This is a genomic window from Sporomusa sp. (assembly GCF_035561155.1).
Taxonomy (GTDB): domain Bacteria; phylum Bacillota; class Negativicutes; order Sporomusales; family Sporomusaceae; genus Sporomusa.
The window spans coordinates 77,634-102,389 of the sequence record NZ_DATMYD010000087.1; the positions used below are offsets into that span (position 1 = coordinate 77,634).

At 46.7% G+C, this 24,756-nt stretch carries 23 protein-coding genes; 6 read left to right on the top strand and 17 right to left on the bottom strand.

Annotated features, from left to right (window positions below):
- Window positions 1-12 precede the first annotated feature (12 nt).
- The 5 genes from VN447_RS11860 to VN447_RS11880 all read left to right on the top strand — a co-directional run bounded on the left by VN447_RS11860 (window position 13) and on the right by VN447_RS11880 (window position 6,903).
- Entirely contained in the window at window positions 13-1,983 is a 1,971-nt protein-coding gene (locus VN447_RS11860; protein ID WP_325525568.1) for a peptidase U32 family protein, read from the top strand.
- A gap of 34 nt (window positions 1,984-2,017) precedes the next feature.
- A complete protein-coding gene (locus VN447_RS11865; RefSeq protein ID WP_325525569.1) occupies window positions 2,018-3,322 on the top strand; it encodes an aspartate aminotransferase family protein in 1,305 nt (434 codons plus the stop codon).
- Window positions 3,323-3,494: 172 nt separating this feature from the next.
- Window positions 3,495-4,283 carry an electron transfer flavoprotein subunit beta/FixA family protein gene (locus VN447_RS11870; RefSeq protein WP_325525570.1) on the top strand — a complete coding sequence of 263 codons (789 nt, stop codon included), beginning with the start codon at window positions 3,495-3,497 and terminating at the stop codon, window positions 4,281-4,283.
- 11 nt (window positions 4,284-4,294) lie between these two features.
- The gene (locus VN447_RS11875) at window positions 4,295-5,482 is read left to right on the top strand and encodes an electron transfer flavoprotein subunit alpha/FixB family protein (RefSeq protein ID WP_325525571.1); all 1,188 of its coding nucleotides are present in this window, start codon (window positions 4,295-4,297) and stop codon (window positions 5,480-5,482) included.
- 26 nt (window positions 5,483-5,508) lie between these two features.
- Window positions 5,509-6,903: an FAD-binding oxidoreductase gene (locus VN447_RS11880; protein WP_325525572.1), complete on the top strand. Its 1,395-nt coding sequence runs from the start codon at window positions 5,509-5,511 to the stop codon at window positions 6,901-6,903.
- Window positions 6,904-6,912: 9 nt separating this feature from the next.
- Here VN447_RS11880 and VN447_RS11885 read toward each other — a convergent pair whose 3' ends face one another.
- The 5 genes from VN447_RS11885 to VN447_RS11905 form a co-directional block, all read right to left on the bottom strand.
- Window positions 6,913-7,203 (bottom strand): hypothetical protein, encoded by a 291-nt coding sequence (locus VN447_RS11885; protein ID WP_325525573.1) that lies wholly within the window; start codon window positions 7,201-7,203, stop codon window positions 6,913-6,915.
- 128 nt (window positions 7,204-7,331) lie between these two features.
- A complete protein-coding gene (locus tag VN447_RS11890) occupies window positions 7,332-8,606 on the bottom strand; it encodes a HAMP domain-containing sensor histidine kinase (RefSeq protein ID WP_325525574.1) in 1,275 nt (424 codons plus the stop codon).
- Between the two features lie 2 nt (window positions 8,607-8,608).
- Window positions 8,609-9,283, bottom strand: a complete 675-nt coding sequence (locus VN447_RS11895) for a response regulator transcription factor (RefSeq protein ID WP_325525575.1) — start codon at window positions 9,281-9,283, stop codon at window positions 8,609-8,611.
- Window positions 9,284-9,386: 103 nt separating this feature from the next.
- Window positions 9,387-9,824, bottom strand: a complete 438-nt coding sequence (locus VN447_RS11900) for a cell division protein SepF (protein ID WP_325525576.1) — start codon at window positions 9,822-9,824, stop codon at window positions 9,387-9,389.
- A 211-nt stretch (window positions 9,825-10,035) separates the two neighbouring features.
- A complete protein-coding gene (locus tag VN447_RS11905; protein WP_325525577.1) occupies window positions 10,036-10,653 on the bottom strand; it encodes a hypothetical protein in 618 nt (205 codons plus the stop codon).
- Window positions 10,654-10,906: 253 nt separating this feature from the next.
- Between VN447_RS11905 and VN447_RS11910 the strand changes: the two genes are divergently transcribed.
- The gene (locus VN447_RS11910) at window positions 10,907-12,160 is read left to right on the top strand and encodes an Nramp family divalent metal transporter (protein WP_325525578.1); all 1,254 of its coding nucleotides are present in this window, start codon (window positions 10,907-10,909) and stop codon (window positions 12,158-12,160) included.
- Window positions 12,161-12,246: 86 nt separating this feature from the next.
- On the opposite strand, the gene VN447_RS11915 is transcribed toward VN447_RS11910, so the two are convergent.
- The 12 genes from VN447_RS11915 to VN447_RS11970 form a co-directional block, all read right to left on the bottom strand.
- Window positions 12,247-12,786: an isochorismatase family protein gene (locus VN447_RS11915; protein WP_325525579.1), complete on the bottom strand. Its 540-nt coding sequence runs from the start codon at window positions 12,784-12,786 to the stop codon at window positions 12,247-12,249.
- Between the two features lie 67 nt (window positions 12,787-12,853).
- Window positions 12,854-14,569, bottom strand: a complete 1,716-nt coding sequence (locus tag VN447_RS11920) for an adenosylcobalamin-dependent ribonucleoside-diphosphate reductase (protein WP_325525580.1) — start codon at window positions 14,567-14,569, stop codon at window positions 12,854-12,856.
- 85 nt (window positions 14,570-14,654) lie between these two features.
- A complete protein-coding gene (typA, locus tag VN447_RS11925) occupies window positions 14,655-16,469 on the bottom strand; it encodes a translational GTPase TypA (protein WP_325525581.1) in 1,815 nt (604 codons plus the stop codon).
- A gap of 128 nt (window positions 16,470-16,597) precedes the next feature.
- On the bottom strand, window positions 16,598-18,211 hold the full coding sequence (locus tag VN447_RS11930; RefSeq protein ID WP_325525582.1) for an MBL fold metallo-hydrolase: 1,614 nt from the start codon (window positions 18,209-18,211) through the stop codon (window positions 16,598-16,600).
- Between the two features lie 167 nt (window positions 18,212-18,378).
- The gene (gene murB, locus VN447_RS11935; protein WP_414714906.1) at window positions 18,379-19,302 is read right to left on the bottom strand and encodes a UDP-N-acetylmuramate dehydrogenase; all 924 of its coding nucleotides are present in this window, start codon (window positions 19,300-19,302) and stop codon (window positions 18,379-18,381) included.
- 1 nt (window position 19,303) lies between these two features.
- Window positions 19,304-19,654 carry a YlbF family regulator gene (locus VN447_RS11940; protein ID WP_325525583.1) on the bottom strand — a complete coding sequence of 117 codons (351 nt, stop codon included), beginning with the start codon at window positions 19,652-19,654 and terminating at the stop codon, window positions 19,304-19,306.
- Window positions 19,655-19,713: 59 nt separating this feature from the next.
- A complete protein-coding gene (locus VN447_RS11945; protein WP_325525584.1) occupies window positions 19,714-20,577 on the bottom strand; it encodes a TIM barrel protein in 864 nt (287 codons plus the stop codon).
- A gap of 24 nt (window positions 20,578-20,601) precedes the next feature.
- On the bottom strand, window positions 20,602-21,060 hold the full coding sequence (gene trmL / locus VN447_RS11950; protein ID WP_325525585.1) for a tRNA (uridine(34)/cytosine(34)/5-carboxymethylaminomethyluridine(34)-2'-O)-methyltransferase TrmL: 459 nt from the start codon (window positions 21,058-21,060) through the stop codon (window positions 20,602-20,604).
- A 154-nt stretch (window positions 21,061-21,214) separates the two neighbouring features.
- Window positions 21,215-21,607, bottom strand: a complete 393-nt coding sequence (locus tag VN447_RS11955; RefSeq protein WP_325525586.1) for an ATP-binding protein — start codon at window positions 21,605-21,607, stop codon at window positions 21,215-21,217.
- Between the two features lie 62 nt (window positions 21,608-21,669).
- Window positions 21,670-22,737 carry a hypothetical protein gene (locus VN447_RS11960; RefSeq protein WP_325525587.1) on the bottom strand — a complete coding sequence of 356 codons (1,068 nt, stop codon included), beginning with the start codon at window positions 22,735-22,737 and terminating at the stop codon, window positions 21,670-21,672.
- Window positions 22,734-23,657 (bottom strand): acyl-CoA dehydratase activase-related protein, encoded by a 924-nt coding sequence (locus VN447_RS11965; RefSeq protein WP_325525588.1) that lies wholly within the window; start codon window positions 23,655-23,657, stop codon window positions 22,734-22,736. Before VN447_RS11965 ends, VN447_RS11960 begins: the two co-directional genes overlap by 4 nt.
- An 11-nt stretch (window positions 23,658-23,668) precedes the next feature.
- On the bottom strand, window positions 23,669-24,625 hold the full coding sequence (locus VN447_RS11970) for an acyl-CoA dehydratase activase (protein ID WP_325525589.1): 957 nt from the start codon (window positions 24,623-24,625) through the stop codon (window positions 23,669-23,671).
- Window positions 24,626-24,756 lie beyond the last annotated feature (131 nt).

Here is a 24,756-nt window from a genome sequence, read left to right on the forward strand (position 1 = left end):
GGAGTGAAATAAATGCGATTAACCCCACAATCTGTTGAACTCTTGGCTCCGGTCGGTACCTGGGACGTACTTGAAGCTGCGGTTGCTGCTGGCGCTGATGCCGTATACCTTGGTGGCAAACGCTTTAATATGCGACTGCACCGCACAGATACCAACTTTGACGATGAAAAACTGACCCGCGCGGTAAAATACGCCCATGCACATAATGTCCGCCTCTATGTTACCGTCAATAACCTAATCAGTGAACGGGAAATCCCCGGCATGCGCGATTACCTCAAATTGTTAAACCAGCTTCAGCCAGATGCGCTGATTGTTCAAGACCTGGCTATTCTCGAGCTGGCGCGTGAACTAAACATAACCGTGCCGCTACACGCCTCAGTTATGATGAATACGCATAATGAGCATTCGATAAAAACGCTGATGGATTACGGCATAACCCGGGTGGTAACCAATCGTGAATTGACTCTGACTCAGCTCACACTGCTCAAAGAGCGCACCGGTATTGAGCTCGAATATTTTGTCCATGGCGATATGTGTGTTGCCCACAGCGGCCAGTGCTACCATTCCGGGATAGTATTTGGGCAAAGCTCGAACCGTGGCCGCTGCCTAAAACCGTGCCGCTGGCCTTTTCAGCTTATTGACAGCGCCACCGGTCAGGCGGTAACAGCCCAAGACCCCGGCCCTTACAAATTGGCGATGAAAGATATGTGTATGTACAATGCCCTCCCGGAGCTTATTCAGGCGGGTGTATGCTCTTTCAAGATTGAAGGCCGCATGCGTACTGCCGATTTTGTCAGTAGGATTGTAAAACTATATCGACGGGCGATTGACCGTTATATCGCCGACCCCACCGGCTATACTTTTGATGCTGCTGACTGGCAGGAACTCTACGATTACCGTTCCCGCGACTTTTCTACCTGCTATGCGCTTGGCAATCCTGGAGCCAGCTCGATTGGCTATACCGGTGAGCGTGAACCGCGCTTTTTCAGTCAGGCAGTTAAAGAAGCAAGTGTCTCAGCTAACGCTGCTCTCCCGGCAATAAGTACCTCAGCCCATGAATCAACGAACCGGCCCCCGACTAAACGTCCTTCACTGGCAGTACGGGTTGCCGGGCTTGACGCGTTGGCTACCGCCTTTGAAAACGGTGCAGATATTGCCTATATTGGCGGTGAGGCTTTCAAACCAAACAAGCCGCTGACTCTAAGGGATATAGAGAGTGCTGTTACCCTAGCTGGAAAATACAACACCCAGGTTATTGTTACTACTCCCCGCATTACGATGGAACGTGAATCGGGTGAACTAGAACAGTTTTTCGCCAGTCTTGAAACGGTAGAACCGCATGGCCTGATGGTCTCGAACAGCGGCATGTTACGCCTGGCACGGCAGAACACAAGCCTGCCTATCCAGGCCGACTTCTCGTTTAACCTGTTCAATCACCTGACTACGGCCTGGCTCAAAACCAATGGCGCAAGCAAGGTCACCATTTCGCTGGAAGCTACCTATGAACAAATTGCCGAACTGTCCCAAAGCAGCCAATTGCCGCTGGAAATGATTGTCCATGGTGCACTTGAAGCTATGGTGCTTGACCACTGTGTTCCCTCAGCTGTCCTTGCGGGAACCTCCGCTCACTCCCACTCTCAGCTGTGCTCTGAACAACACTATTCGCTATTAGACAGTGCCGGCGAACGGCATGACATTAAGATAGACCAGTATTCCCGCAACCACATTTTGTTTGCCAAAGATCTGTGCCTGCTTCCCCATCTGCCGTCACTTATCAGTGCGGGGCTCAACCACTACCGGATTGAAGGTCAGCATTATAGCCCAGAGCTTGTCGGCTTGCTCACGGCTGTGTACCGGACTGAACTTGACAGGTTGAGTGCCGGTGGTGACCATACTTTTGACAAAACCCTTATCGATAAGCTGACTACTGCCAGCCCGCGCGAATTGGGTATTGGCGCTTTCCGCTACCGGATATCCAGATAATAACAGCTTCGCGAACAAGTTGAGAGGTGAAACCATGACTGACATAAACAGCAACCCCTACATCGGGCCTGAAGAAGTAGTTCGTAAAAAGAAAGAATACATTATTCCTTGTGTATATCATTTCTATGCTGAACCGATGCAGTTGGTCAAGGGCGAAATGCAGTACCTGTACGACCATACCGGCAAGCAATATCTTGACTGTTTCGCCGGAGTATCAGTCGTCAACTGTGGCCACTGTCATCCGGAGATTACCAAAGCTATCTGTGACCAGGTCACTACCCTGCAGCATACATGTACAATCTATCTTACTCAGAACATTGTTAACCTGGCCGAACGCCTATCTCAGATCACACCAGGCCGTCTGCAAAAAACTTTTTTTTGCTCTAGCGGTACCGAAGCCAACGAGGGCGCCGCTTTGCTGGCCTCCATCTATACTGGCAAGCATGAGTTTATCAGCTTGCGACAAGGCCTCCATGGCCGCACCAAATTGACCATGAGCCTTACCGGCCTGTCCATGTGGCGCACTGACACCAGTCCTGTCGGCGGCATCAGCTTCGCCCCTAATGCCTATTGCTATCGCTGCCCGTACGGCAAGCGCCATCCTGAGTGTGACTTAGCCTGTGCCAATGAGCTTGAAACAGTAATAAAGACTGCCACTTCCGGCCAAGTAGCAGCCCTTATCGCTGAACCTATTCAGGGTAATGGTGGTATGATTACCCCTCCGCCCGGTTATTTCAAACGGGTAAAAGCAATTCTCGATCAATATAACATCTTGCTTATTGTAGATGAAGTCCAGACAGGCTTTGGCCGTACCGGTAAGATGTTTGCCGTTGAACACTATGACGTTGAGCCTGACATTATGACTATGGCCAAAGCCCTCGGTAACGGCACCCCTGTCGGCGCGTTTACCTCCCGCCCAGAAATCGCTGATAAATATACCCGTCCCGGTGCTTCCACCTTGGGCGGCAACCCGGTAACATCAGCCGCAGCGCTGGCGACTATCGAGGTACTCACCAAGTACAACTTACCCGAACGGGCCGCAGAACTTGGCGAATACCTTAAGTGTGGTCTGGCTGAACTTCAAAAGAAATATCCTATTATCGGTGATATTCGCGGTCATGGCCTCATGCTTGGTGCCGAACTGGTTAATCCTGACAAATCGCCAGCACCACAGAAGCTAGACGCTATCTTGGAACAAATGAAAAACCGTGGCTTCTTAATCGGCAAAAATGGCCCTGATCGAAACGTCATGGCCTTCCAACCGCCGCTTGTCATTACCCGCGAGGACTTAGATACTATGCTAAATCATCTTGCAGATGTATTGGCATCGATAGCTTAATTCATATTGACTCACTCGAAGCGTCCCTCTTACCTGGGACGCTTTTTTATTATGCAGCTTACTACATTTCTCAATCTAAAGTATAAGGTAACCGTGATAGCTTCATGCTATATCTACAAGAACATGTATAACCCTTGAAGCCCATTGTCTGTTAAACAGGGAGGTTTTTTTCTTGCATATTGTCGTATGTATCAAGCAGGTTCCCGGCACAACCGAAGTAGAGGTAGATAAAGAGACAGGCGTACTGAAACGGGAAGGGGTAGATTCAAAAATGAACCCTTACGATCTATACGCCGTAGAAACCGCATTACGGATTAAGGAAGAAAATGAAGCGACCGTACAGGTCGTAAGCATGGGGCCGCCTCAGTCAGCTGTAATTATTCAGGAAGCGTTTATGATGGGGGCCGATAACGGGGCTTTGCTGACAGACAGAAAGTTTGCTGGAGCTGACGTATTGGCAACAGCTTATACCTTGTCCCAGGGGATGCGAAAGTTGGGCAAATTTGATCTAATTATCTGCGGTAAACAAACCACCGATGGCGATACCGCGCAGGTCGGTCCTGAGTTAGCGGAATTCCTGGATATTCCGCATGTAGCTTATGTCCGCAGGATAGTAGAAGTCAAGCAACAATCCATAGTAGTTGAGATGGATATGACAAATACAGTTGAAACCGTCGAAGTATTATTTCCATGTCTTATTACCGTTGAAAAAGAAATTTTTCAGCCTCGCTTGCCCTCTTTCAAATTAAAACTAAAAACTAAAGACAAAGATATCCCTTTCTATGGATTGAAGGATTTTTCCGACCAGGACGAATTAAAATACGGCCTAAATGGTTCACCAACCAGGGTGCTAAGAATCTTCACTCCCGTGTCCACGATTGACAGAGAAATTTGGAACGATAACGCTGATAACATCGCAAACAAACTTGCAAAAAAATTGCACGAATTCAAGCTGGTTTAAGGAGGACGGCAATGTCCAAAATCATAATTAGGCAAGATTTAGTGTCGAATCCAGAAGATTTAATTAAGATCTGTCCATTTGGTGCAATAGAATATGATAATCAGTATCTTTCCATTAATGCCGCTTGCAAGATGTGTAATGTATGTGTCAAAAACGGTCCCAAAGGGGTATTTACCTGCCATGAGGAAAAAGTTGAAGAAATTGACAAAACATTATGGCGCGGCATCACAGTCTATGTCGACCATACTCAGGGCAATCTCCATCCGGTCACCTATGAGCTTATTGGTAAAGCAAAAGAACTTGCCGCCAAAATTAATCACCCTGTCTATTGCCTGTTTATTGGTCATGACATAAGTAATGATGCCCAAAAACTACTGACCTATGGCGTAGACGAGGTATTTGTTTATGATGACCCAGAGTTAAGGGATTTTAGAATCGAACCCTATACTGCTGTGTTTGAAGATTTTATTAACAAACAAAAACCGACAATTGTCTTAGTAGGCAGTACTAACCTAGGCCGTTCTTTGGCTCCCAGGGTTGCTGCCCGCTTCCGCACAGGACTGACAGCTGATTGCACTATCCTCGACGTCGATGAAGCTACTAATCTAGCCCAAATACGGCCGGCTTTCGGCGGCAACATTATGGCTCACATTTATACACCTAACAATCGACCGCAATTTGCGACTGTCAGATATAAAGTGTTCTCTGTCGCCGACAAAATCCCCCAACCAACCGGAAAAGTTACACTGTGTGAAATAGCCAGGCAAGCGCTGCAGTCCAAAATCAAGGTATTGCAGGTAAAAAACAAGGAAAAAGTTCGCAGTGTTGAAGATGCTGAGGTAATTATTGTTGCTGGCCGGGCAATAAAAAATCAAAAAGATTTGGACATGCTTAATAGTTTGGCCGAACTTCTAGGCGGTATGGTTGCCGTAACGAGACCGCTTATCGAAGCGGGGTTGGCTGATGCCAGGCTGCAGATTGGATTAAGCGGCAGAACAGTAAAACCCAAACTGATAATCGCCTGCGGCGTATCAGGTGCCATCCAGTTCGTGGCCGGCATGGATAAAGCCGATCTGATTATCGCAATAAACAACGATGAAAACGCTCCTATCTTTAACATCTCCCACTATGGAATTGTGGGTGATCTATTCGAAATAATTCCAAAATTAATTGAAACCCTTGAGAATAGCCGGTCGTAAAAATCTGTTAGTTAGGAGCTGGTGGTGTGACATATAAAAAGATTGATGAAAAAGACATCGATTTTTTAGTTTCTCTCTGCGGCATCAAACGAGTATTTGTTGGAAAAGATGTTCCGGAAATCTACAGCCGTGATGAATTAAGTATGGTAAGAAGCTACCCCGAGGTTGTTGTCGAGGTGTTAACAACAGAGGAAGTATCGCAAGTAATGAAATACGCATATGACAATAACATTCCTGTCACCCCCCGCGGACAGGGGACCGGTTTGGTGGGTGGCTCTGTTGCACTGTACGGTGGTATCATGCTAAGCACAGTACGAATGAATAAAATTCTCGAACTTGATGATGAAAACCTGACAATCACGGTAGAGCCTGGTGTACTTTTAATGGAGTTATCTGCTTATGTTGAAAGACATGATTTTTTCTACCCACCTGATCCTGGTGAAAAAAGCGCAACAATCGGCGGCAATATCAGTACAAACGCTGGCGGAATGCGTGCTGTCAAATACGGAGTTACCAGGGATTATGTGCGTGGACTTGAAGTGGTGCTTGCCCATGGTGAAATCATTCAATTAGGCGGTAAAAATGTAAAGAATAGTTCGGGTTACAGTCTTAAAGAACTCATTGTCGGCTCCGAAGGAACACTGGGGTTTGTAACTAAAGCCATTTTAAGACTACTGCCTCTGCCCAAAAAAGCACTCAGCTTACTAATACCTTTCTCTAACCTTGGTCAGGCCATTGAAACAGTACCTAAAATAATAAAATCAAAGTCAATTCCTACCGCAATTGAATTTATGGAGCGCGAAGTAATTCTAGCGGCTGAAGAGTTCCTTGGCAAAAAGTTTCCTGATACATCCGCCGATGCCTACTTGTTGCTTACCTTTGACGGTAATAGCAGCGAAGAGTTAGAAAAGGCTTATGAGCACATCGCACATATTTGTCTTGATGCCAGTGCACATGATGTCTACATCTCGAATACCCCAGAGAGGCAGCAATCCATCTGGTCGGCTCGTGGGGCATTTCTTGAAGCCATTAAAGCCTCCACCACCGAGATGGATGAGTGCGACGTGGTCGTACCCCGCAATAAAATTGCAGAGTTTGTAAAGTTCGCTCAAGGCTTGCAGAACAAGCTGAACGTTCGTATTCAAAGTTTTGGACATGCGGGTGACGGTAACCTGCATATCTATGTGCTGCGGGATACCCTTACCAAAGAAGAGTGGGAGACCAGGCTTGCGGGTGCGATGCAGAGTATGTACGAAAAAGCCACAGAACTTGGCGGGCAAGTTTCGGGTGAACATGGTATCGGCCACGCTAAGCAACCCTATTTGGCCTGTTCTCTAGGAACTGAACACATAGGATTATTAAGGAATATAAAGAAAACATTTGATCCGAAAAACATATTAAATCCTGGTAAAGTCTGTTAACTAGTGAAACTACCCCCGCATCGCCCGTACCATACGGAGATTCTTCCGAGTGCGGGCATCTTTCAGCCCTGTCATAAGCGGCAATGTAGCCACGCGACGTTCCCGCTGAGCTGACAGGCGGACGATATGTGCAGCACACATAACCAACGCAAAAGCGCCCCATAAACCGGCAAATATTTGCCCGGAAGTTGAATCCAAAAATACAGGTAGATTAGCCGCAAACAGAACAACCATAGCGCTAAGGGCAATCAAGCTGACTAAAGAACCAAACTTGCCGGTCTTAGCCTTAAATCCCTTCATGCAACCCCTTCCCTTCATCAAAAAACTTTGGACCCATGCGTAGGCTCAATGAAGTATATGACAACACGATCTTCTTTATTAATCAAAAACAGCAGCATCCGGCAAGGACACTGCTGTTTTTGGGTTTACTACACCTTATTCTTAACAGGCAACGTAATATAGAACTGTGTTCCCACATTAGGCGTGCTTTCGGCCCGAATCTTGCCGCCATGCTTTTCAACAATCCACTGCGCTATGGATAACCCGAGACCGGCTCCGCCTGTTTCCCGGTGGCGGGCTTTGTCACCGCGAAAGAAGCGGCCAAAAACGCGCGGCAGGTCTTCAGGCAATATACCACAACCGGTATCTTCCACTTTCAATACAACCTGATTTTGCAGTTTGGAACAGGTAAGGGTAATTTTGCCTGGCGGCACGGTATATTTTAACGCATTATCCAGCAGGATAACCAGCAACTGATGCAGGCGTTCACGGTCGGCGGTCAGTTCAATCTGCGGTTCTATGCTTACATTAAGCTCTAAGCCTTTGAGCTCAACCAGAGGCCTGAACTGTTCGACTACTGTCTCAACCACTTCATTAACCACAACCGATTTAAGCTGTAACTCCAGCTGATTGGCGTCGGCTCTTGCCAGCGTAAGCAAGGTAGAAACAAGCTTATTCATGCGTATCGCTTCCCGGAGTACATTAGTGACGCGCGCACTCTCCTGTTCGACGGTTTTTTCGGGATGACGCAGCATCAGTTCAGCGTTGGTTTTAACTACTGCCAGCGGCGTTCGCAGCTCATGGGAGGCATCAGCCACAAACTGCTGCTGTCGATCCCACGCTGTTTGAATAGGGACAAGCGCCAGACGTGCCAGGTAATATCCAGCTAATCCGATGACCAGTATTCCTGCAAACAGCCCGCTGGCGATAATGATCAACAAGTGTCTCAGCATCGAGACCTCTGAGTCAACGATACTTACTGCAATAACCTCCTGAATCTCCAGCTTGCTGCCGTCTGGTCTAAATAAAACGTTTTCATCATATTGATATGGCAAACATAATACTCTGTATATATGGTCGGCGTATGTCTTTACGGTAAGACTGCCACTTTCCAGTTGTGCAGCTAACGCCTTAAGGTTTTCCCCATCTTCAGATGCGAAAGGGGTCAAAATGACGACCTGCCCATTGGGATCCCGCAGCAACATAATAACCCGGGGGTCAAAGAATATCGAACGTCTCCTGTTAATGTCAGGCCGCCCGTTAACAACCCTAAAAGAGCTAATCCGTTCCTCCATGGCATTATCAATATTATTGAACAGCTGCGAACTCACATAAGAGTAAAGCGTCGCGCCAAAAGTCAAGAAAATGAGCATGACAACTGCAGAGTTCAACAGAGTCAATTTGCGGAGTGTTTTGGTAAACATGTTTATTTCTCCCTCAACATAAACCCTGCGCCGCGCACTGTATTAATAAGGGCATCTTTACCAAAGGGAGCTAATTTTTTTCTTAGATAATGCACATACAAATCAACAATCCCTGCTGTTGTCTCAGATTCAAAGCCCCAGATACGATCGAAAATCTGCTCCCGTGTGAGTATCTGTTCACTGTTTAACACAAAAAACTCCAATAACTCAAACTCTTTAAGCGTTAAATCCAGAGGATGCTCGCCAATAGCTGCCTGTTTAAGTTTAGCATTGATTAAAATGTCATGATAGGCAATCTCGCCCTCCTGCCCGACATTGCCACGCCGGCGCAGCAGCGCTTTTACCCTTGCTAACAGCTCAGGTACAGCAAACGGTTTGACAAGATAGTCATCGGCTCCGTTATTCAGCCCTGTTACCTTATCCTCTACGCTGTCTCTGGCGGTTAAGAGGAGAATAGGCGTAGAATTACCCTTGCTCCTTAGCCGCTTAACTATTTCCAGCCCGTTTAATTCAGGCAGCATAATATCTAAAATAAGCAAATCATGGATACCCTGTTCTGCCAGGTATAATCCCTCATCGCCTGTGCCAACACCGTCTACCAGATAGTTTTCTTCGCTGAGGACATCGGTGACAGCTTCCCGGAGTGGTTTTTCATCCTCGACAACAAGAATTCTCAATTTTGGCCTCCTGTTCTGTTAAGTGATTCTAAGTGTAAGATATGCCTAAATAAAAAAGGCTATGCAAACTGCTTTTAGTGCAGTTGCGCAGCCTCTTAGTTAATCATTCTTTTACCCGTACATAGGTGGGCACCGAATAGGCAAATATTTTTTTATCAACCTCGATGTTGGCGTAAGCGTAAAGTACCACCTGTTCTGAAATACGCTGTACACTGCCACCCAAAATATAGCAAACCCCATTGAGGAAATCACTCATCCGCTGCTGAGTAGCAATATCAACCTGCTGATAATTGACAACAATAGCAATACTGTTTCTCAGATAGTCGGCATAGGTCTGTACATCATCGAAACTTGTTGGTAAATCAACGATTACTTTCAAGTTTCCTGCTGGTTGACTATGTACCTTCAACTTGGGACGACGTTCGTTTTCTTGCGCAGCATCTTTCGTAACAGGTACTTCCGCCCTTTCTGGTGCCACAGCTTCTTCATCAACCGGTATTAGAAAATTAGTTAATTTATCAATTAATCCAAGGGCCATCATGAATGCCTCCCCGTAGGATATTACTCCATTTTCTGGCATATTCGACATGTCTGATGCTAATTCCTGCCAGATCAAGGCGAAAAATCATATTAATGATAAAATAGAGCGAAAAATCCTAGTAAGCTAGGACTTTACTACTAGCAAAAGACAAAAATCGCTGTAATAACCAAAAAAGACTACATCTGTAGTCTTTTTTGGCGGTTCTCTCTAATCAAAATTTATAGTTTGCACCAAAGCCCATACCTTTGGCTTTGATACCCAAGTCATTATTCTCAAAACTACGATACCCTGCATCAAGTGTGATGTTGCTACCTACGCCGTAAGTTAGACCAGCTTTCCAGTCTTGCACATTCTCAGAACGGATGTAGGATGCATAGCTGTCGACATTGTTGGCAACAGAGCCTTTATACGCAACTCCGGCAAACATTTCACTTGTCGAAATTGCGTCGTTGCTGGCCTTAAGTTCAGATTTTACATTACCTACAGAAACAGCAACATTTTTATTTAATTTGTATTGAAGGCCAATTTCGGTTGCATTGTGGCTCAGATCATTATAGTAGCCATAACCAGGTGAATAGTATGTCTTTGACTCAGAATTCAGATAGTCGCCGGTAACAGCAAACTTATCATTTAGACCATAGGCTGCTTGAAAATTATTATTTTTTAAAGTGCCCAGATCGCCAAGCGCTCCCACACTTGTCTTTAAATTATTATAGGAATAGCCGATTTGTCCTTGTCCTGCGGCTGCATCCATACCCGGTACACTTGCAAAAGCAGTGCCGGCCAGGGTTAGAGAAGCAAGCACTGTTGTCAGAATCAGCTTTTTCATTGGTAATCTTCCTCCTCAAATTTTCGTATACTTTATGGTTGTGTTAACTTGCTATACCGGTAGTATACTATTCATTTTTTTGTTTTTTCTTAGAACCTCTTTAGAATTATTTAGAAATCTATGGTTATAATCCAAAATGCTAGAGATGGAGCAGGACAAAGACTTATTCTGGACGAAAAAGAGTGTATGGTGCAAATTTCGAAATCAGACTGTAGAATTTCCATATCAAATATCGGTGGAGGTTACCATCATCATGTTTAAGTTTCTTGCCCAACGCCACTTGCCAGATATTAAATCCCGTGAATGGCTGCGCTACATCGGTCCGGGGATTTTAGTGACAGTTGGTTTCATAGACCCGGGGAATTGGGCTGCGAATATGGCAGCAGGCTCAGATTATGGCTATACTTTATTATGGATGGTGACCCTTTCCACAATTATGCTGATTATCCTCCAGCATAACGTAGCCCACCTTGGCATCGTAACAGGTTACTGCCTCTCTGAAGCGGCCACTCTGTACCTTCCGCCCTGGCTTTCACGCCTGGCTTTAATCTCAGCGTTAGGAGCCGCTATAGCTACCGCATTGGCAGAAATACTCGGAATGGCCATCGCCCTCAAAATCTTACTTAACCTCCCGCTGGCTGCTGGCTCAGTCATAGCTGCACTGACATCAGGCCTGCTGTTATGGAGCAGTTCCTACAGACGTTTGGAGCGGTGGATTATTGGCTTTGTGTCACTGATCGGCTTGTCATTTTTATATGAACTTACTTTGGTCAATATCGATTGGGTGCAAGCGGTGGAAGGCTGGGTGACGCCGCATGTTCCGGATGGCTCTTTGACGATTGTTATGAGTGTCTTAGGAGCTGTAGTAATGCCCCATAACCTGTTTCTCCATTCGGAGATCATTCAAAGTCGCCAGTGGAATCTGGAGGACGATGAGGTTATCAAAAAGCAATTGAATTACGAATTCCTTGACACGCTATTTTCCATGATTATCGGCTGGGCTATCAATAGTGCAATGATTTTAATTGCGGCAGTTACATTTTTCCAGCACCAAATCCATGTTGATACCCTTGAACAAGCCGGGGACATGCTTACACCGATACTTGGCAGCACTGCATCTGTTGTATTTGCTTTTGCCCTGTTATTCGCTGGTATATCATCAACAAGCACGGCCGGTATGGCCGGTGGCAGTATTTTTGCCGGCATGTTTCGCGAGCCGTATAACATTCAGGATCAGCATACCCGTGTAGGTGTCTTAATAACGTATGTATCTGCAGTTTTTCTCATTTTTCTTATTTCCAATCCTTTTAAGGGACTTGTCGTATCGCAAATGCTCCTCAGTATACAATTACCAATAACAATTTTTTTGCAGATATATTTAACTTCATCCTCGAAAGTCATGGGTAAATATGCCAACAGTAAACTTCACAACCTCCTTTTGCTTGTGATTGGATTAATTGTCAGCTTGCTCAACATCTGGCTTTTTATTGATCAGTTCTACAATTAAGCTTATCTGTGGTTTGTAGTCAAAAAAAACTAGTTCATATCACTTTTAGTGATATGAACTAGTTTTTTTATATAATAGATTACCCCTTACTTGACCAGACGGGAAATAGTTTTAAAAGCATCTGATCCTGCCTGACGACAAAGCTCAAATAGGATGGATTCTACTGTTGTAAGCACAGCCCCCTCAAACTCCATCCGCCGCAAAGCAATCTCATAATCACGTTCGTTGCGGGAACCCACAGCATCTGTCACCACAACTGGCAAAAATCCGTTATGTTTCAGATCAATGACTGTTTGCAGAACACAGATATGAGCCTCAATACCGGCAATTATAATATTTTTCCTCCCTGTTCCATGTAATTGGGCCAGAAGAGGCTCACTACCACAACAACTGAAGGTCATTTTATCCCAATACCCGGTAGTAAAGTAAGGACGCACCACTTCAATTGTATCGCCAAGTCCCCGGGGATATTGCCGGGCTGCCATCATAGGAAGGTTGAGAGACTTTACGCCTTCCAACAAAGTTACAGTTTTTTGGGCCAATTCTTTATTATTTTTGATATGTGGAAATAGCTTTTCTTGAATATCCACTATCAACAACAACGAGTTCTCATTTTCAATTCTCATTTTTCTTTACCCCTTTCGCCAGACATCCTTGCGTCTAAACGCGACTGCTGTCACGCTTATGCTGGTATTATAGCTGGCACTCCTCACAACTACCGCTGACCCCGTGGGTAAGTACCTGCTGATCCCGGCTGGTATCCCGATATACCGTTACTCCCTTGCATCCTCGAGCATAGGCTGTCAAAAACACCTCGGCCACATCCTGGAGTGTTGCATTTTTAGGAAGATTTACTGTTTTGGAAACACCGTTATCAGTATATTGCTGTGCAGCTGCCAGATGGGCGACATGCCAACTTGGTTCTATTTCGTGGGCAGTAGCCAGCACGTTCTTTGCTCTGTCAGGCAGAGACAATCCGGCTACACTGCCTAATTCTGCTATTCGTTCATAAACATCCTGGCTATATAGTCCCCAATTCTTGAGATAGTCAATTGCCACCTGATTTACACTGGTAATCAGTCTGCCATCCAAAACCCGCCTGGTCATAGCTAATCCAAATAGTGGCTCAATACCGCTTGAGCAGTTGGCGATCATGCTGATCGTACCAGTCGGTGCAATGGTGGTGACAGTGGCGTTCCGCATATTGCTATAACCTTGCCTGGGGAAAATGCTGCCGGTAAAGGCGGGAAAATTGCCTCGTTCACAGCCTAATTCTTCAGACATTGCTCGGCCTTCAGCTGTGATAAACTCCATAATATCTCTCGTCAATTGAACAGCCTGCTCACTGGCATACGGTAAATCAAGCAGAATAAATAGCTCAGCCAGTCCCATAATGCCAAGTCCGATTTTGCGGGTTTGCCGTGTGGCCTTAGCGACCTCAGGCAACGGATAGCAGTTGACATCAATTACATTGTCCAAAAATCGGACCGCTGTCCTGACGGTTTGAGCCAGCTTACCTTTGTTAAGGCTTAACTGCTGCCCTTTACCATGCAACATCTTGGTCAGGTTAATTGATCCCAAGACACAGGACTCATAGGGCAGTAACGGCTGTTCTGAGCAAGGATTGGGCGACTCGAACTTGCCTAATTGGAGCGTAGGGTTAGCTCTATTGACAGTATCTAAGAAAAACAGGCCCGGTTCACCGTTTTCCCATGCCATCTGTACAAGCAGGTCAAAGATCTCTTTCGCCGGTACTGTTTTAACAGCCATACCGTCGTGGGGATTGACCAGTTCAAAATCAGTCTGATTATGGACGGCCTCCATGAAGACGTCGGTTACACCTACCGACAGGTTAAAGTTATTAAGCGCATCACGACGGCGTTTAACCGTAATGAAGGACAAAATATCAGGATGATCGACCCGCAGTATAGCCATGTTGGCGCCACGCCGGGCAGCGCCCTGTTTTACGACCTGGGTTGCCATATCGTAGATATGCATAAAAGATATGGGGCCGCTGGAGACACCGCCTGTTGTCCCTACCCTATCTCCCTCCGGCCGCAGGCGAGAGAAGGAGAAGCCTGTTCCTCCACCACTCTGATGAATCAAAGCGGTATGTTTGAGAGTATCAAAGATACCCTCCAGGGTATCTTCGATTGGCAGGACAAAGCAAGCGGCCAGTTGTGCCTTGGGCTTGCCTGCATTAATTAATGCAGGCGAGTTAGGGAGAAACGCGAGTGAGGACATCAGTTCAAAATACTCCTGAGCCGCACCGGCAGTATCCCGTCCGTAACCGGCTTCTGCTTTTGCGACATAATTAGCAACCCGGTGAAATAACAATTCCGGTGTTTCCCCGTCCCACAGATATCGCGCGTGTAATACAGTCTCAGCTTCAGGTGATAACAATGTCATGGTTACCCCCTATATTAAACGAAATTGAGGAAACGAGATTGCCACGCTCTCAGAACGTGAAGCAATCTCGCTTCTGCTTACGCTATTACTGTGATTCTTTTTTCCGTTCGCGTCCGCGTAGATGCCTGTCCAAAGTTGCTTTGCGCAGGCGGGTGCTTTGCGGCGTAACCTCCACTACTTCATCGTCGTTAATGTATTCAAGCGCCTGTTCAAGGCTCAAAATCCGTGGCGGTGTCAGGCGAACCGCGTCATCAGTACCACTGGCCCGCATGTTAGTAACATGCTTTTTCTTGCATGGGTTGACGTCCATATCCATCTCGCGGGCGTTTTCCCCTACAATCATCCCCTGATACACAGCTTGCCCAGGAACAACAAACATAATGCCCCTGTCTTGAATGCTGTTAATACCATAACCTGTAGTCTCGCCATCTTCAAAGGCCACGAGCGCCCCCCGGGTACGACCGGGAATATCCCCTTTGTATGGCACGTAACCATGGAAAACATGGTGCATGATACCGTTGCCTTTCGTATTGGTCAGGAACTCTGATCTGAAGCCAATCAGGCCCCGGGCCGGAACAATAAATTCCATCCGTAAGTATCCGGCCAGTTCGACCATGTTGACAAGCTCGGCCCGCCGGGTGCCCAGTGATTCCATAACTGCGCCCATGAATTCCTGCGGCACATCAATTGTTAAAAACTCCATCGGTTCGCAGCGCTTACCGTTAATTTGTTTATAGATTACCTGAGGTTTGCCGATTTGCAGCTCATAGCCTTCACGACGCATTGTCTCAATCAAGATGGATAAATGCAGTTCGCCCCGACCAGCCACTTCAAAAGAATCGGCACTATCTGTTTCAGTTACCCGCAAACTGACATTAGTTTCTGCTTCACGGAACAGACGGTCACGAACGTGGCGGGAAGTAACAAATTGACCCTCACGTCCGGCAAATGGGCTGGTATTGACGGCAAACACCATGGACAATGTTGGCTCGTCAATTCTGATTGTAGGCAATGCCTCCGGGTTCTCAGTGTCAGCCACGGTATCGCCGATATTGACTGACTCTAGGCCAATCATAGCAATGATGTCGCCTAATGCCGCCTCTTTAACCTCAGTGCGCTTTAAGCCTTCATAAATGTACACCTTACCGATTTTAGCCTTACTTTCCGTCTCGCCGTTGAGAATAACAACATTTTGACCGCCAGCAATACGGCCTCTAACAACCCGGCCGATAGCAATCCGTCCAACATAATCATCATAGTCAAGGGTGGTTATCATAACCTGGAGTGGTCCATCAATCTCACCCCGCGGGGCAGGTATGGTTTTCTCAATACATTCAAATAACGGTTGCAGATTGTCGCTATCGTCAGCCATCGCCATTTTAGCAACACCCTCCCTGGCTGCGGCGTACACAACCGGGAAATCAAGCTGCTCATCATTGGCTTCAAGCTCAATGAACAGTTCCAGCACTTCATCAACAACATCTTCTACCCGCTGGTCAGGGCGGTCAATTTTATTAATAACTACAATAGGCTTAAGTTTTTGTTCCAGTGCTTTTCTCAGTACATACTTAGTCTGAGGCATTGGGCCTTCAAAAGCGTCTACTAACAGCAGTACGCCGTCAACCATGTTGAGTACCCGCTCAACCTCACCACCAAAATCAGCGTGACCGGGGGTATCAACAATGTTAATTTTAGTTTCTTTGTACATTACCGCGGTGTTCTTGGATAAGATGGTAATACCGCGCTCGCGTTCAAGATCGTTTGAATCCATTACGCGTTCAGCTACGTGTTCATTGGCGCGGAATACATTACTTTGTTTAAGCATGGCATCTACCAGAGTCGTTTTACCGTGATCAACGTGGGCTATGATGGCAATATTACGTAAGTCTTTGCGTTCCATATAAAATGATTGTCCTCCCTATAATGAACAAAAGGATGCTATTTTGCACCCTTTTGTAGTGTCATGCACAATTCACTATATTATACCAGTTAGCATATGTCAAATTAAATTTTACTTTACACTCGGTTTCAGGACGATAAATCACTCAGCATCTTTTTAGTAAACGCCCGAATTTTATCAGCACGACTGAGCGCATCCGGGAGTTTGCCAGAGTTTGTAGCGACCGAGTCTTCGAGCTTGAGCCGCAATTCGGCGTATTCTTTCTCCATTTCAGCAAGATAATCTCTAAGCTGCTGGACTGCAGGTTCAACAGCAGTTACGGTAGAAGGCTCAATTTTCCAGTCACGTCCAGCAATCATGGCTGAATCGCCATAATGCGGAATATATGTGGAAATTCCAAACTTTTCATTAATGAGCTGCGCAAAGGGTTCTGACATGTCTTCTTCGCCATGCACAATAAAGATGTTCGCCGGTTTAGTTTCAAACTTACCCAACCAGGTCATCAGCTGATCCTGGTCCGCATGGGCTGAAAAACCGTCAAGGTTGTAAATCTTGGCCTTAACACTAATCTCTTCGCCCATAATCTTTACTTTTTTGACACCCTCTAACAGCCTGCGCCCCATGCTGCCCTGAGCCTGATAGCCGACAAACAGAACTGAACTCTCAGGCCGCCATAGATTATGTTTTAAGTGGTGAAGAATGCGGCCAGCATCGGCCATGCCGCTAGCCGAAATGATGATGGCCGGGCGGCCTAGCTTATTGATAGCCTTGGACTCGTCAGACGTCTTGGTATAAGTCAATTGCGGCAAGCGAAGCGGATGGTCATGGTCTTTGTACAGCATATCATAGGCTTCTTTATCATATTCCTGCGAGTTTTTCAAAAATATATCTGTCGCAGAAATAGCCAGCGGGCTGTCGATAATCACCGGCATATCAGGAATCAGACCGCCTTTAAATAAGGTATGCAGGTGATACAAAAGTGTCTGCGTGCGGCCTACGGCAAACGATGGAATTATGATATTGCCGCCTTTTTCTACAGTGTCATTAATATATTTGGCTAACAATTCAACAGGATCGCTTGGATCATGCTTACGGGCCCCATATGTTGATTCAACAATGACATAGTCGGCGTGGGCAATCATGGTTGGGTCTTTGATAATAGGCTGGTCAGGTTGACCCAAATCACCGGAAAATAGAATTTTAGCCGTTTCGCCATTTTCGGTTACCCAAATTTCTATCATGGACGATCCAAGAATATGACCGGCTTCCCTAAATGAAATCGTAACCTCTTCTGAGAGTTTTACCTCAGTATTATAAGCTACCGGGGAAAACTGTTTCAGGCAGGCATAGGCTTCATCTACAGTATAGAGTGGCTCAACCGGTTTGTGGCCGGCGCGCTGCCCCTTTCGATTGGCAATCTCAGCATCAAACTCTTGAATATGACCACTGTCAGGCAACATAATACTACACAGTTCTGCTGTTACTTTGGTGGCGTAGATGGGTCCTTTAAAACCTGATTTGCACAAGCGGGGTATAAGGCCGCTATGGTCAATATGGGCATGGGTTAAGAGTACCCCGTCAATATCAGCTGGGTTATAGCTGAATGGTCGTCTGTTTAGCGCAATAATAGCTTTTGATCCTTGAAACATCCCACAGTCAACTAAAAACTTTTTTGTCCCAATCTCTAAAAGGTAGGAGGATCCGGTTACCATTCCGGCAGCCCCTAAAAATGTTAAACGCATAAGCTTGTCTCCTTTTTTTAGCATTCTTCTAATGAGAGTTTGTCATTTCTGTTGAATTTTAGAAACCTCTTAATTTTCTAAATTCTACACATCCGGCTATTTTCCTGCAGAGATAGCAAAAACCGGAGCATTCGCTCCGGTTTTAAGATTATTATGTAGTACCTGTCCTATTCTTCTCCCAATACCTTTACTTCAGGATGCAGCGAAATACCAAACTGCTTATAAACACTATCCTGTACTTTACTAATAAGCGCCAGCACGTCTTGAGCCGTTGCCCCGCCAGCATTAATAATAAAGCCGGCATGCTTTGTGGAAACTTGCGCACCGCCAACACTCGTGCCTTTGAGTCCGGCTTGCTCAATCAGAGTTCCTGCGAAATAACCCTGTGGTCGCTTAAATGTGCTGCCGGCACTGGGCATTTCCAGCGGCTGCTTGCTTTCCCGCTTGGTTGTGTAGTCATCAAGCAGGCCACGAATAGAGTTGTCTTCACCTTCAGATAACCCTAATTCTACTTCACAGACAAGACAGTCATTTTCCTGAAATATACTGTGCCGGTAGCCGAACTTTAGCTCTTCCCTCGTAAAACGTCTGAGTTCGCCACTCACGCATACTGCCGTAACAGCTTGCACTACTTGGCTCATATCACCCTCGTAAGCGCCGGCATTCATGAATACCGCACCGCCGATACTGCCTGGGATGCCAATGGCAAACTCAAAACCTGTCAGGTTATTTGTTGCAGCATACTTTGATACATCTGCCAATAGCGCACCAGCGCCGGCAAAAAGAGTACTGCCGCTATGCCTGATATAGCCCATTTCCGGGCCGAACTTAACAACAAGACCGCGGATACCCCGGTCTAATACCAGCACATTAGAACCATTGCCAAGCACAGTAACAGGTACCCCATACTGTTTGGCCGTATCAAGCACAGAGGCTACTTCTTGAACCGCTGCAGGAAACACCAGGTAATCAGCCGGGCCGCCGATTTTGAAGGTAGTGTGTTTAGACATAGGTTCATCAACTAGCAGCCGTTCCGGGGGAATAGTTTTTTCTAATTCGGCAGCAAACTCCACAGGCATCGTAACCAACATCTCATTCTTTGCCAAATAAATCCATTCCTTCGGCGACCGCATCGCCAATTATTTTATAAATATCAGCCGCAATTTGCTGAAAACGCATATGGGCGTGGATGAAGTCCCGAGCCTTCGGATTAAGAACAATAAGTTCATACATCTTTTGCAGCTCCTCTGACTTCTCTTTATCTTCAGGATTACCAGCCATTAAATCATACTCGGCAGTCAGCTTTTTTTTGAAAAAATCCTGCACCATCTTTTTACTTGCTGCATCACTGTCAAGCTGCTGTTTTGCAGTCAAAAATGCCTGGTATTCCTCAGAAGTTCTCAGCGCCCTTCCCAGATCATGGGCTTTGTCATGCACATTCATTAGCAATTCCTCCATTTATTCACCATCTATCTTATGCGTGATTTATTGTGCTTATACGATTAAAAATCTTTTTTCAACAGACCTTTATAAAATTCCTGCATTGTTATGGCATCCTGGGCCTGGGTGCCAGCTGACTCACAAATAATCCGCGGCGTATAACCCCGCTCAGCAATGATCCCAAGTAGCGGTTCGTGCGGCGGCCCATAGGGATCAGCAAACGTCCAGTGACGTCGCTCACCGGCCTTGGTAAACTCAATCCGGCTGAAATGGATGTGCAGGTTCTGAGCAGCCGCTTCCCCCAGTGTTTCAGCTATTTTATCAAATACAGCGGCAAACTCCTGACTTGTTGTATACTCCCCGCCGGTCAGAGCATGCAAGTGCCCGAAATCTACAGCCGGCCGTACCCAATCAGCCAGTTTGCATAGCTCAAGTACTTCGTCAAGCGAGCCCAGTTGATTTTGTTTACCCATAGTCTCAGGCAACAGTAACGGCCCTGTCAATCCCAGACGCTCAGCCTGCTCCAACACTTGCGCAAACAGGCTCTTAGCCCTTTCCATAGCCTGCCGACGGTCTCCGCCCTTACCAGGACCGCCTATGTGAAATACAATCCGTTCAGCGCCCATCCATTTTGCAACCTCAAGCGACCGCTGAAAATGCCGCAGGGTATTACCGGCGATAGTTTCATCTTCGGTGGCCAGACTTATATAATATGGCGCGTGGATGCTAAGCTTAACGCCGTAGTGGGCAGCTTGTTTTCCCACCAGTTCAGCAGTAGCTTGCCCGACATGTACCCCACGGCTGCATTGATACTCATATGCTTTTAGACTCAGACCGGCCAGCCACTCTGGCATATCAGCCGAAGCCTTGAATCCTGCTTCATAAAACGCGTCAGGATTCCCCGCCGGTCCAAATTGTGCAAACATGCAATCACCATCCCTAATTTTGGGTTATCTGAGCCCGGCAAAACCTTGCTGCCGAAGCGCTTCGTAGACTACAACGGCCACGGCGTTAGACAAGTTCAACGACCTGGCATCGTCAAGCATTGGGATGCGGATACAGTTTTCCGGATAAGCCGCTAGTAATTCCTGCGGCAATCCGGCCGTTTCTTTGCCAAACACCAGTAGATCATCAGTCTGATAAACAATATCACTATGACACCTGCTGGCTTTTGTCGTATTAAAATAAATCTTATGACCTTTATAGAGCGCAAGTACTTCGCCAAAATTTTCGTGTACATGCACTTTGACCAAATGCCAATAGTCAAGCCCTGCCCGTTTCAAATACCGGTCTTCAATAGAAAATCCAAGCGGTTTTACCAGATGCAATTCACATCCGGTTGCCGCGCATAGTCTGGCAATGTTGCCGGTATTGCCGGGAATTTCCGGTTCTACCAGTACAATATGCATCAAAATCACCTCAGTTATACAGTTTATTATCACTCCCGGTCTGCAGTAAAATTGGAGTGACAAAAGATCAAAGTAAAAGTTATTCTACACAAAAAACAAAAATCCTACCCGCTACAGGTAGGATATGCCAACAGACATAATATATTTATACAATTTAGCCGTGAATCAGACGGGGCACACACCGCACACACACCCAGTCACTCTCACCCTTGCTCTTGATAGGCAGCAGCGGCCGCTCATGCTCAGTAATACCACACAACGAACATTTCATTGTTACGTTATATTCGGGTTTATCGGCAAGTGTTTTTTTGTGTTCATGCACAGCTTCCTCATCAAAAGCTACGGTTTCGCGGTCCTCTAACGTAAGAGCCCCGGTCGGGCACACACCCAGACAAAATCCGGCGCCGTCACACAATTCTTCGCGGCGTACCCGTGCCTTACCATCAACAAGCTCTATTGCACCTTCCGCACAGGGCGACACACACTGACCACAGCCGGTACACAAGTCATTATTAATCTTGACAATCTTTCTGGTAACTTTATTCATTTTCTGCTCTCCCCTTTTTTCTATAGTATAACATACTCACCAAATCTCTCTAGTGATATGAATCACAGCTTACGCCGGTAATTAAGTAAATCAATAAAAGCTTCCAAACGAGTGACCACTCCGGCTTCCCCGGACTGCTCGTCAAATGCCAGCGAGAGCACCGGTATGCCATGATCATTACTGGTTTGATGCAAGATATTTTTGGCAATCACCTCAGGCATACAGGTAAACGGAAAAACATGCATAATACCGTCAAACCCCTGGTTTGCCATATCTACTGTAGCCCCAACGCTTCTGAGACCATGACCGCCTACACCATGACCAAGATAGGGTGCAGCCGCTTTGGCGATTTCATTATACTTAATCAAATAGGGCTTGCTTCTCAACAAATGTGTCCGGACATAGTCAGTCAATGACATAGTCCGGTGGACATGAGCGCCTAGCTGACCAAGCCTTTGTTCTAAGTCCTGATTAACAAAGGTTTCAAGCATCACATAAATCTCGCCTACAAGCCCGATCTGAAGCGGCACCTTTCCATTTTGCTCAACCTGGAGCAACTTTTCCCGATAAAAATCGCCAATCTCCGGCATGACCCGTGGATCAGATGCAACCTCTATTTCTGCAACAGCTTCCTGATAAACGGCATCCGCTGTTCCTGGGAACTGTTCTGTGGCCCGTACCTGACGCAGCACGTCACCTAACGTATCAAGAGCACTCATCTTTGCACCGGCCAGCGTAAAAGCACGGTATACGGACGGTACACCTGCACCAGGCGCCAATTGCCGGATTGTTTTAAAAACATCAAAGACATTAGGTTCAATTACTACCATAGTAAATTTGTAACCAAGCTCTTTTAGGATTTCCTGCTGGACTTGGGCATAATAGCCTAACCGGCAGGGCCCTACCCCGCCGCAGGTAACAATGGTATCAGCCCCGGATTCCAGGGCTTCAATATAATTACCTAAGGTCACCTTAAGTGGTAGACAGGCTGTTTCCGGCGCATACCTTGCGCCGGTTTCCACAGTTTTCTTGCTGATGGGTGGAGGCGCCATTACGGTAAGCCCCAGGGTGCTTAACAGGCTTTTCATAGTCACATAAAGGGGACCCATGTGAGGAAAAGTGACAATCATCGGCGGTTCCTCCGTTTGAGCATATCGGCAAACGCCTCTAACCGGGTAAGGAATCCGGCCTCAGCAGTATGTTCATCAAGATTTAGCAGCATAAAGGGAATACTACCGGCCTCGGCTTTGCGCTTGATCATTTCGCAAATCATCGAGTCCGGGCCGCAACTAAAGGAAGTCATGAAAATCAGTCCGTCAACCGCCTTTTCGTTGATAAGCGCCAGCGATGTTCCCGCCAAATGGTGACAATATGACCAATAAATTTCTTTATCAAGATTGCGCGCGGCCAGTTGCGCCTGTCGCGCTGGTACCTGATCAGGCGTAATGACAGCCATTCCCATAGCGGTGAGTTTGTCTCTGGCATTCATGCTGATAAACTTATCCTGAATAAGATAAGAGTGCCCAATCAAGCCAACCCGTACAGCATCCGCAGGCAGCCCTGGAATGTCTATCACTACAGGTTGCTTTACACCCGCCTGTCGCCAAGCCCAGTACCACGCGCCAAGACTGGCGACTTTGCTTTGGCCTAGCCGGTAGCCGGTACTGATAACTGAATCAAATAAACTACCACTGCGCTGGCGGAGGCTGACATTGGTATCAATAAGCTCAGGTATATTGCTAAGATTGCTCCGGATAAGGTCAGGCAAGCCCATCATTTTCGGGCAGGTATACATCTGGCGAGCAACACTTACAACACGAGGCACAAACAGACAGTCGGCCTTACCTGCCAAACTGGCGGCATGGCCGACATACACCTTAAGCGGCAAACATACTTCGTCAAGTACCCCGCCGGTAGTAAGCATCTCTTTTGTGGTCTCATCTGATACAACCACCTGGGCGCCGAGGGCTTCAAAAAAGTTCTTCCACAGGCTCCCATACTCATAGTATAAAAGCCCACGTGGTAGCCCAATGCGTACTGCTTCCAGCAAACCATTCCCTCCTAGCAACCCCATTTGCCGCAGCGGTCACCCCAGCGCGCGGCCATCTGGTCGTTCATACTGATTTCAACGACTTCGCACATGTTAGGACAACCACCACACTCAAAGCTTCGCGGCAAGTAGGTATAGTCAATAATCTCAAACCCCCGGAAGACGGTTGGTTTGTTGGCTACGGCTTCCCTAGCTAAGAGTGCGGCACCAATCGCCCCCATAACATCGTAATAGGGCGGTATAATCACTTGGCAGCCCAGTACCTCTTCAAACGCCCGTTTCATCCCCTGATTGGCAGCCACCCCACCCTGAAACAACACTGGCCCTTTAATGTCTTTCCCTTTGCCGACATTATTGACATAGTTGCGCGCCAGCGCATGACATAAACCGTTTACTATATCGCATATCTGATGGCCTGTCTGCTGTTTGTGAATCATGTCCGACTCGGCAAAAACTGCACAGCGTCCGGCTACTCTGACCGGCGTTGTTGACGCCAGCGCCTTGCCGCCAAATTCTTCTATTGGTATATTAAGCCTTGCTGCCTGTTGGTCAAGAAAAGAACCTGTTCCAGCCGCGCAAACAGTATTCATTGCAAAGTCGGTGACAACGCCGTCACGAATAATAATCAGTTTGGAATCTTGCCCGCCGATTTCTACAACCGTTTTGACATCTGGTGCAACATGCATAGCGGCCACTGCGTGGGCTGTTATTTCATTTTTTATAACATCGGCCCCTACCATTACACCTGCCAACTGACGACCGCTGCCTGTTGTGCCTACTGCCTTAACCTCAAGCGCCTTGTTACGCTCTTTTATTATTTTAAGCCCCTGCTGCACAGCCGCAATCGGCTGTCCCTGGGTTCTTACATAAAGGGTATCAAGTACTTGTCCGCTGGTATCTAATACGGCAATGTTAGTGCTTACTGAGCCGACATCAATGCCCAGGTAGCTGGCTAAACGCTGCTGCAAAACCATCCCTCCGTTACATTTGGTATACATTGGTATTATTACCTGCAAAAAGGAAAGATATACTCGTGCCGCATGAATCATACATTGTAGAGAGACGGCAGTAACAAAATGCCACAAAAGGGAGGATAAAA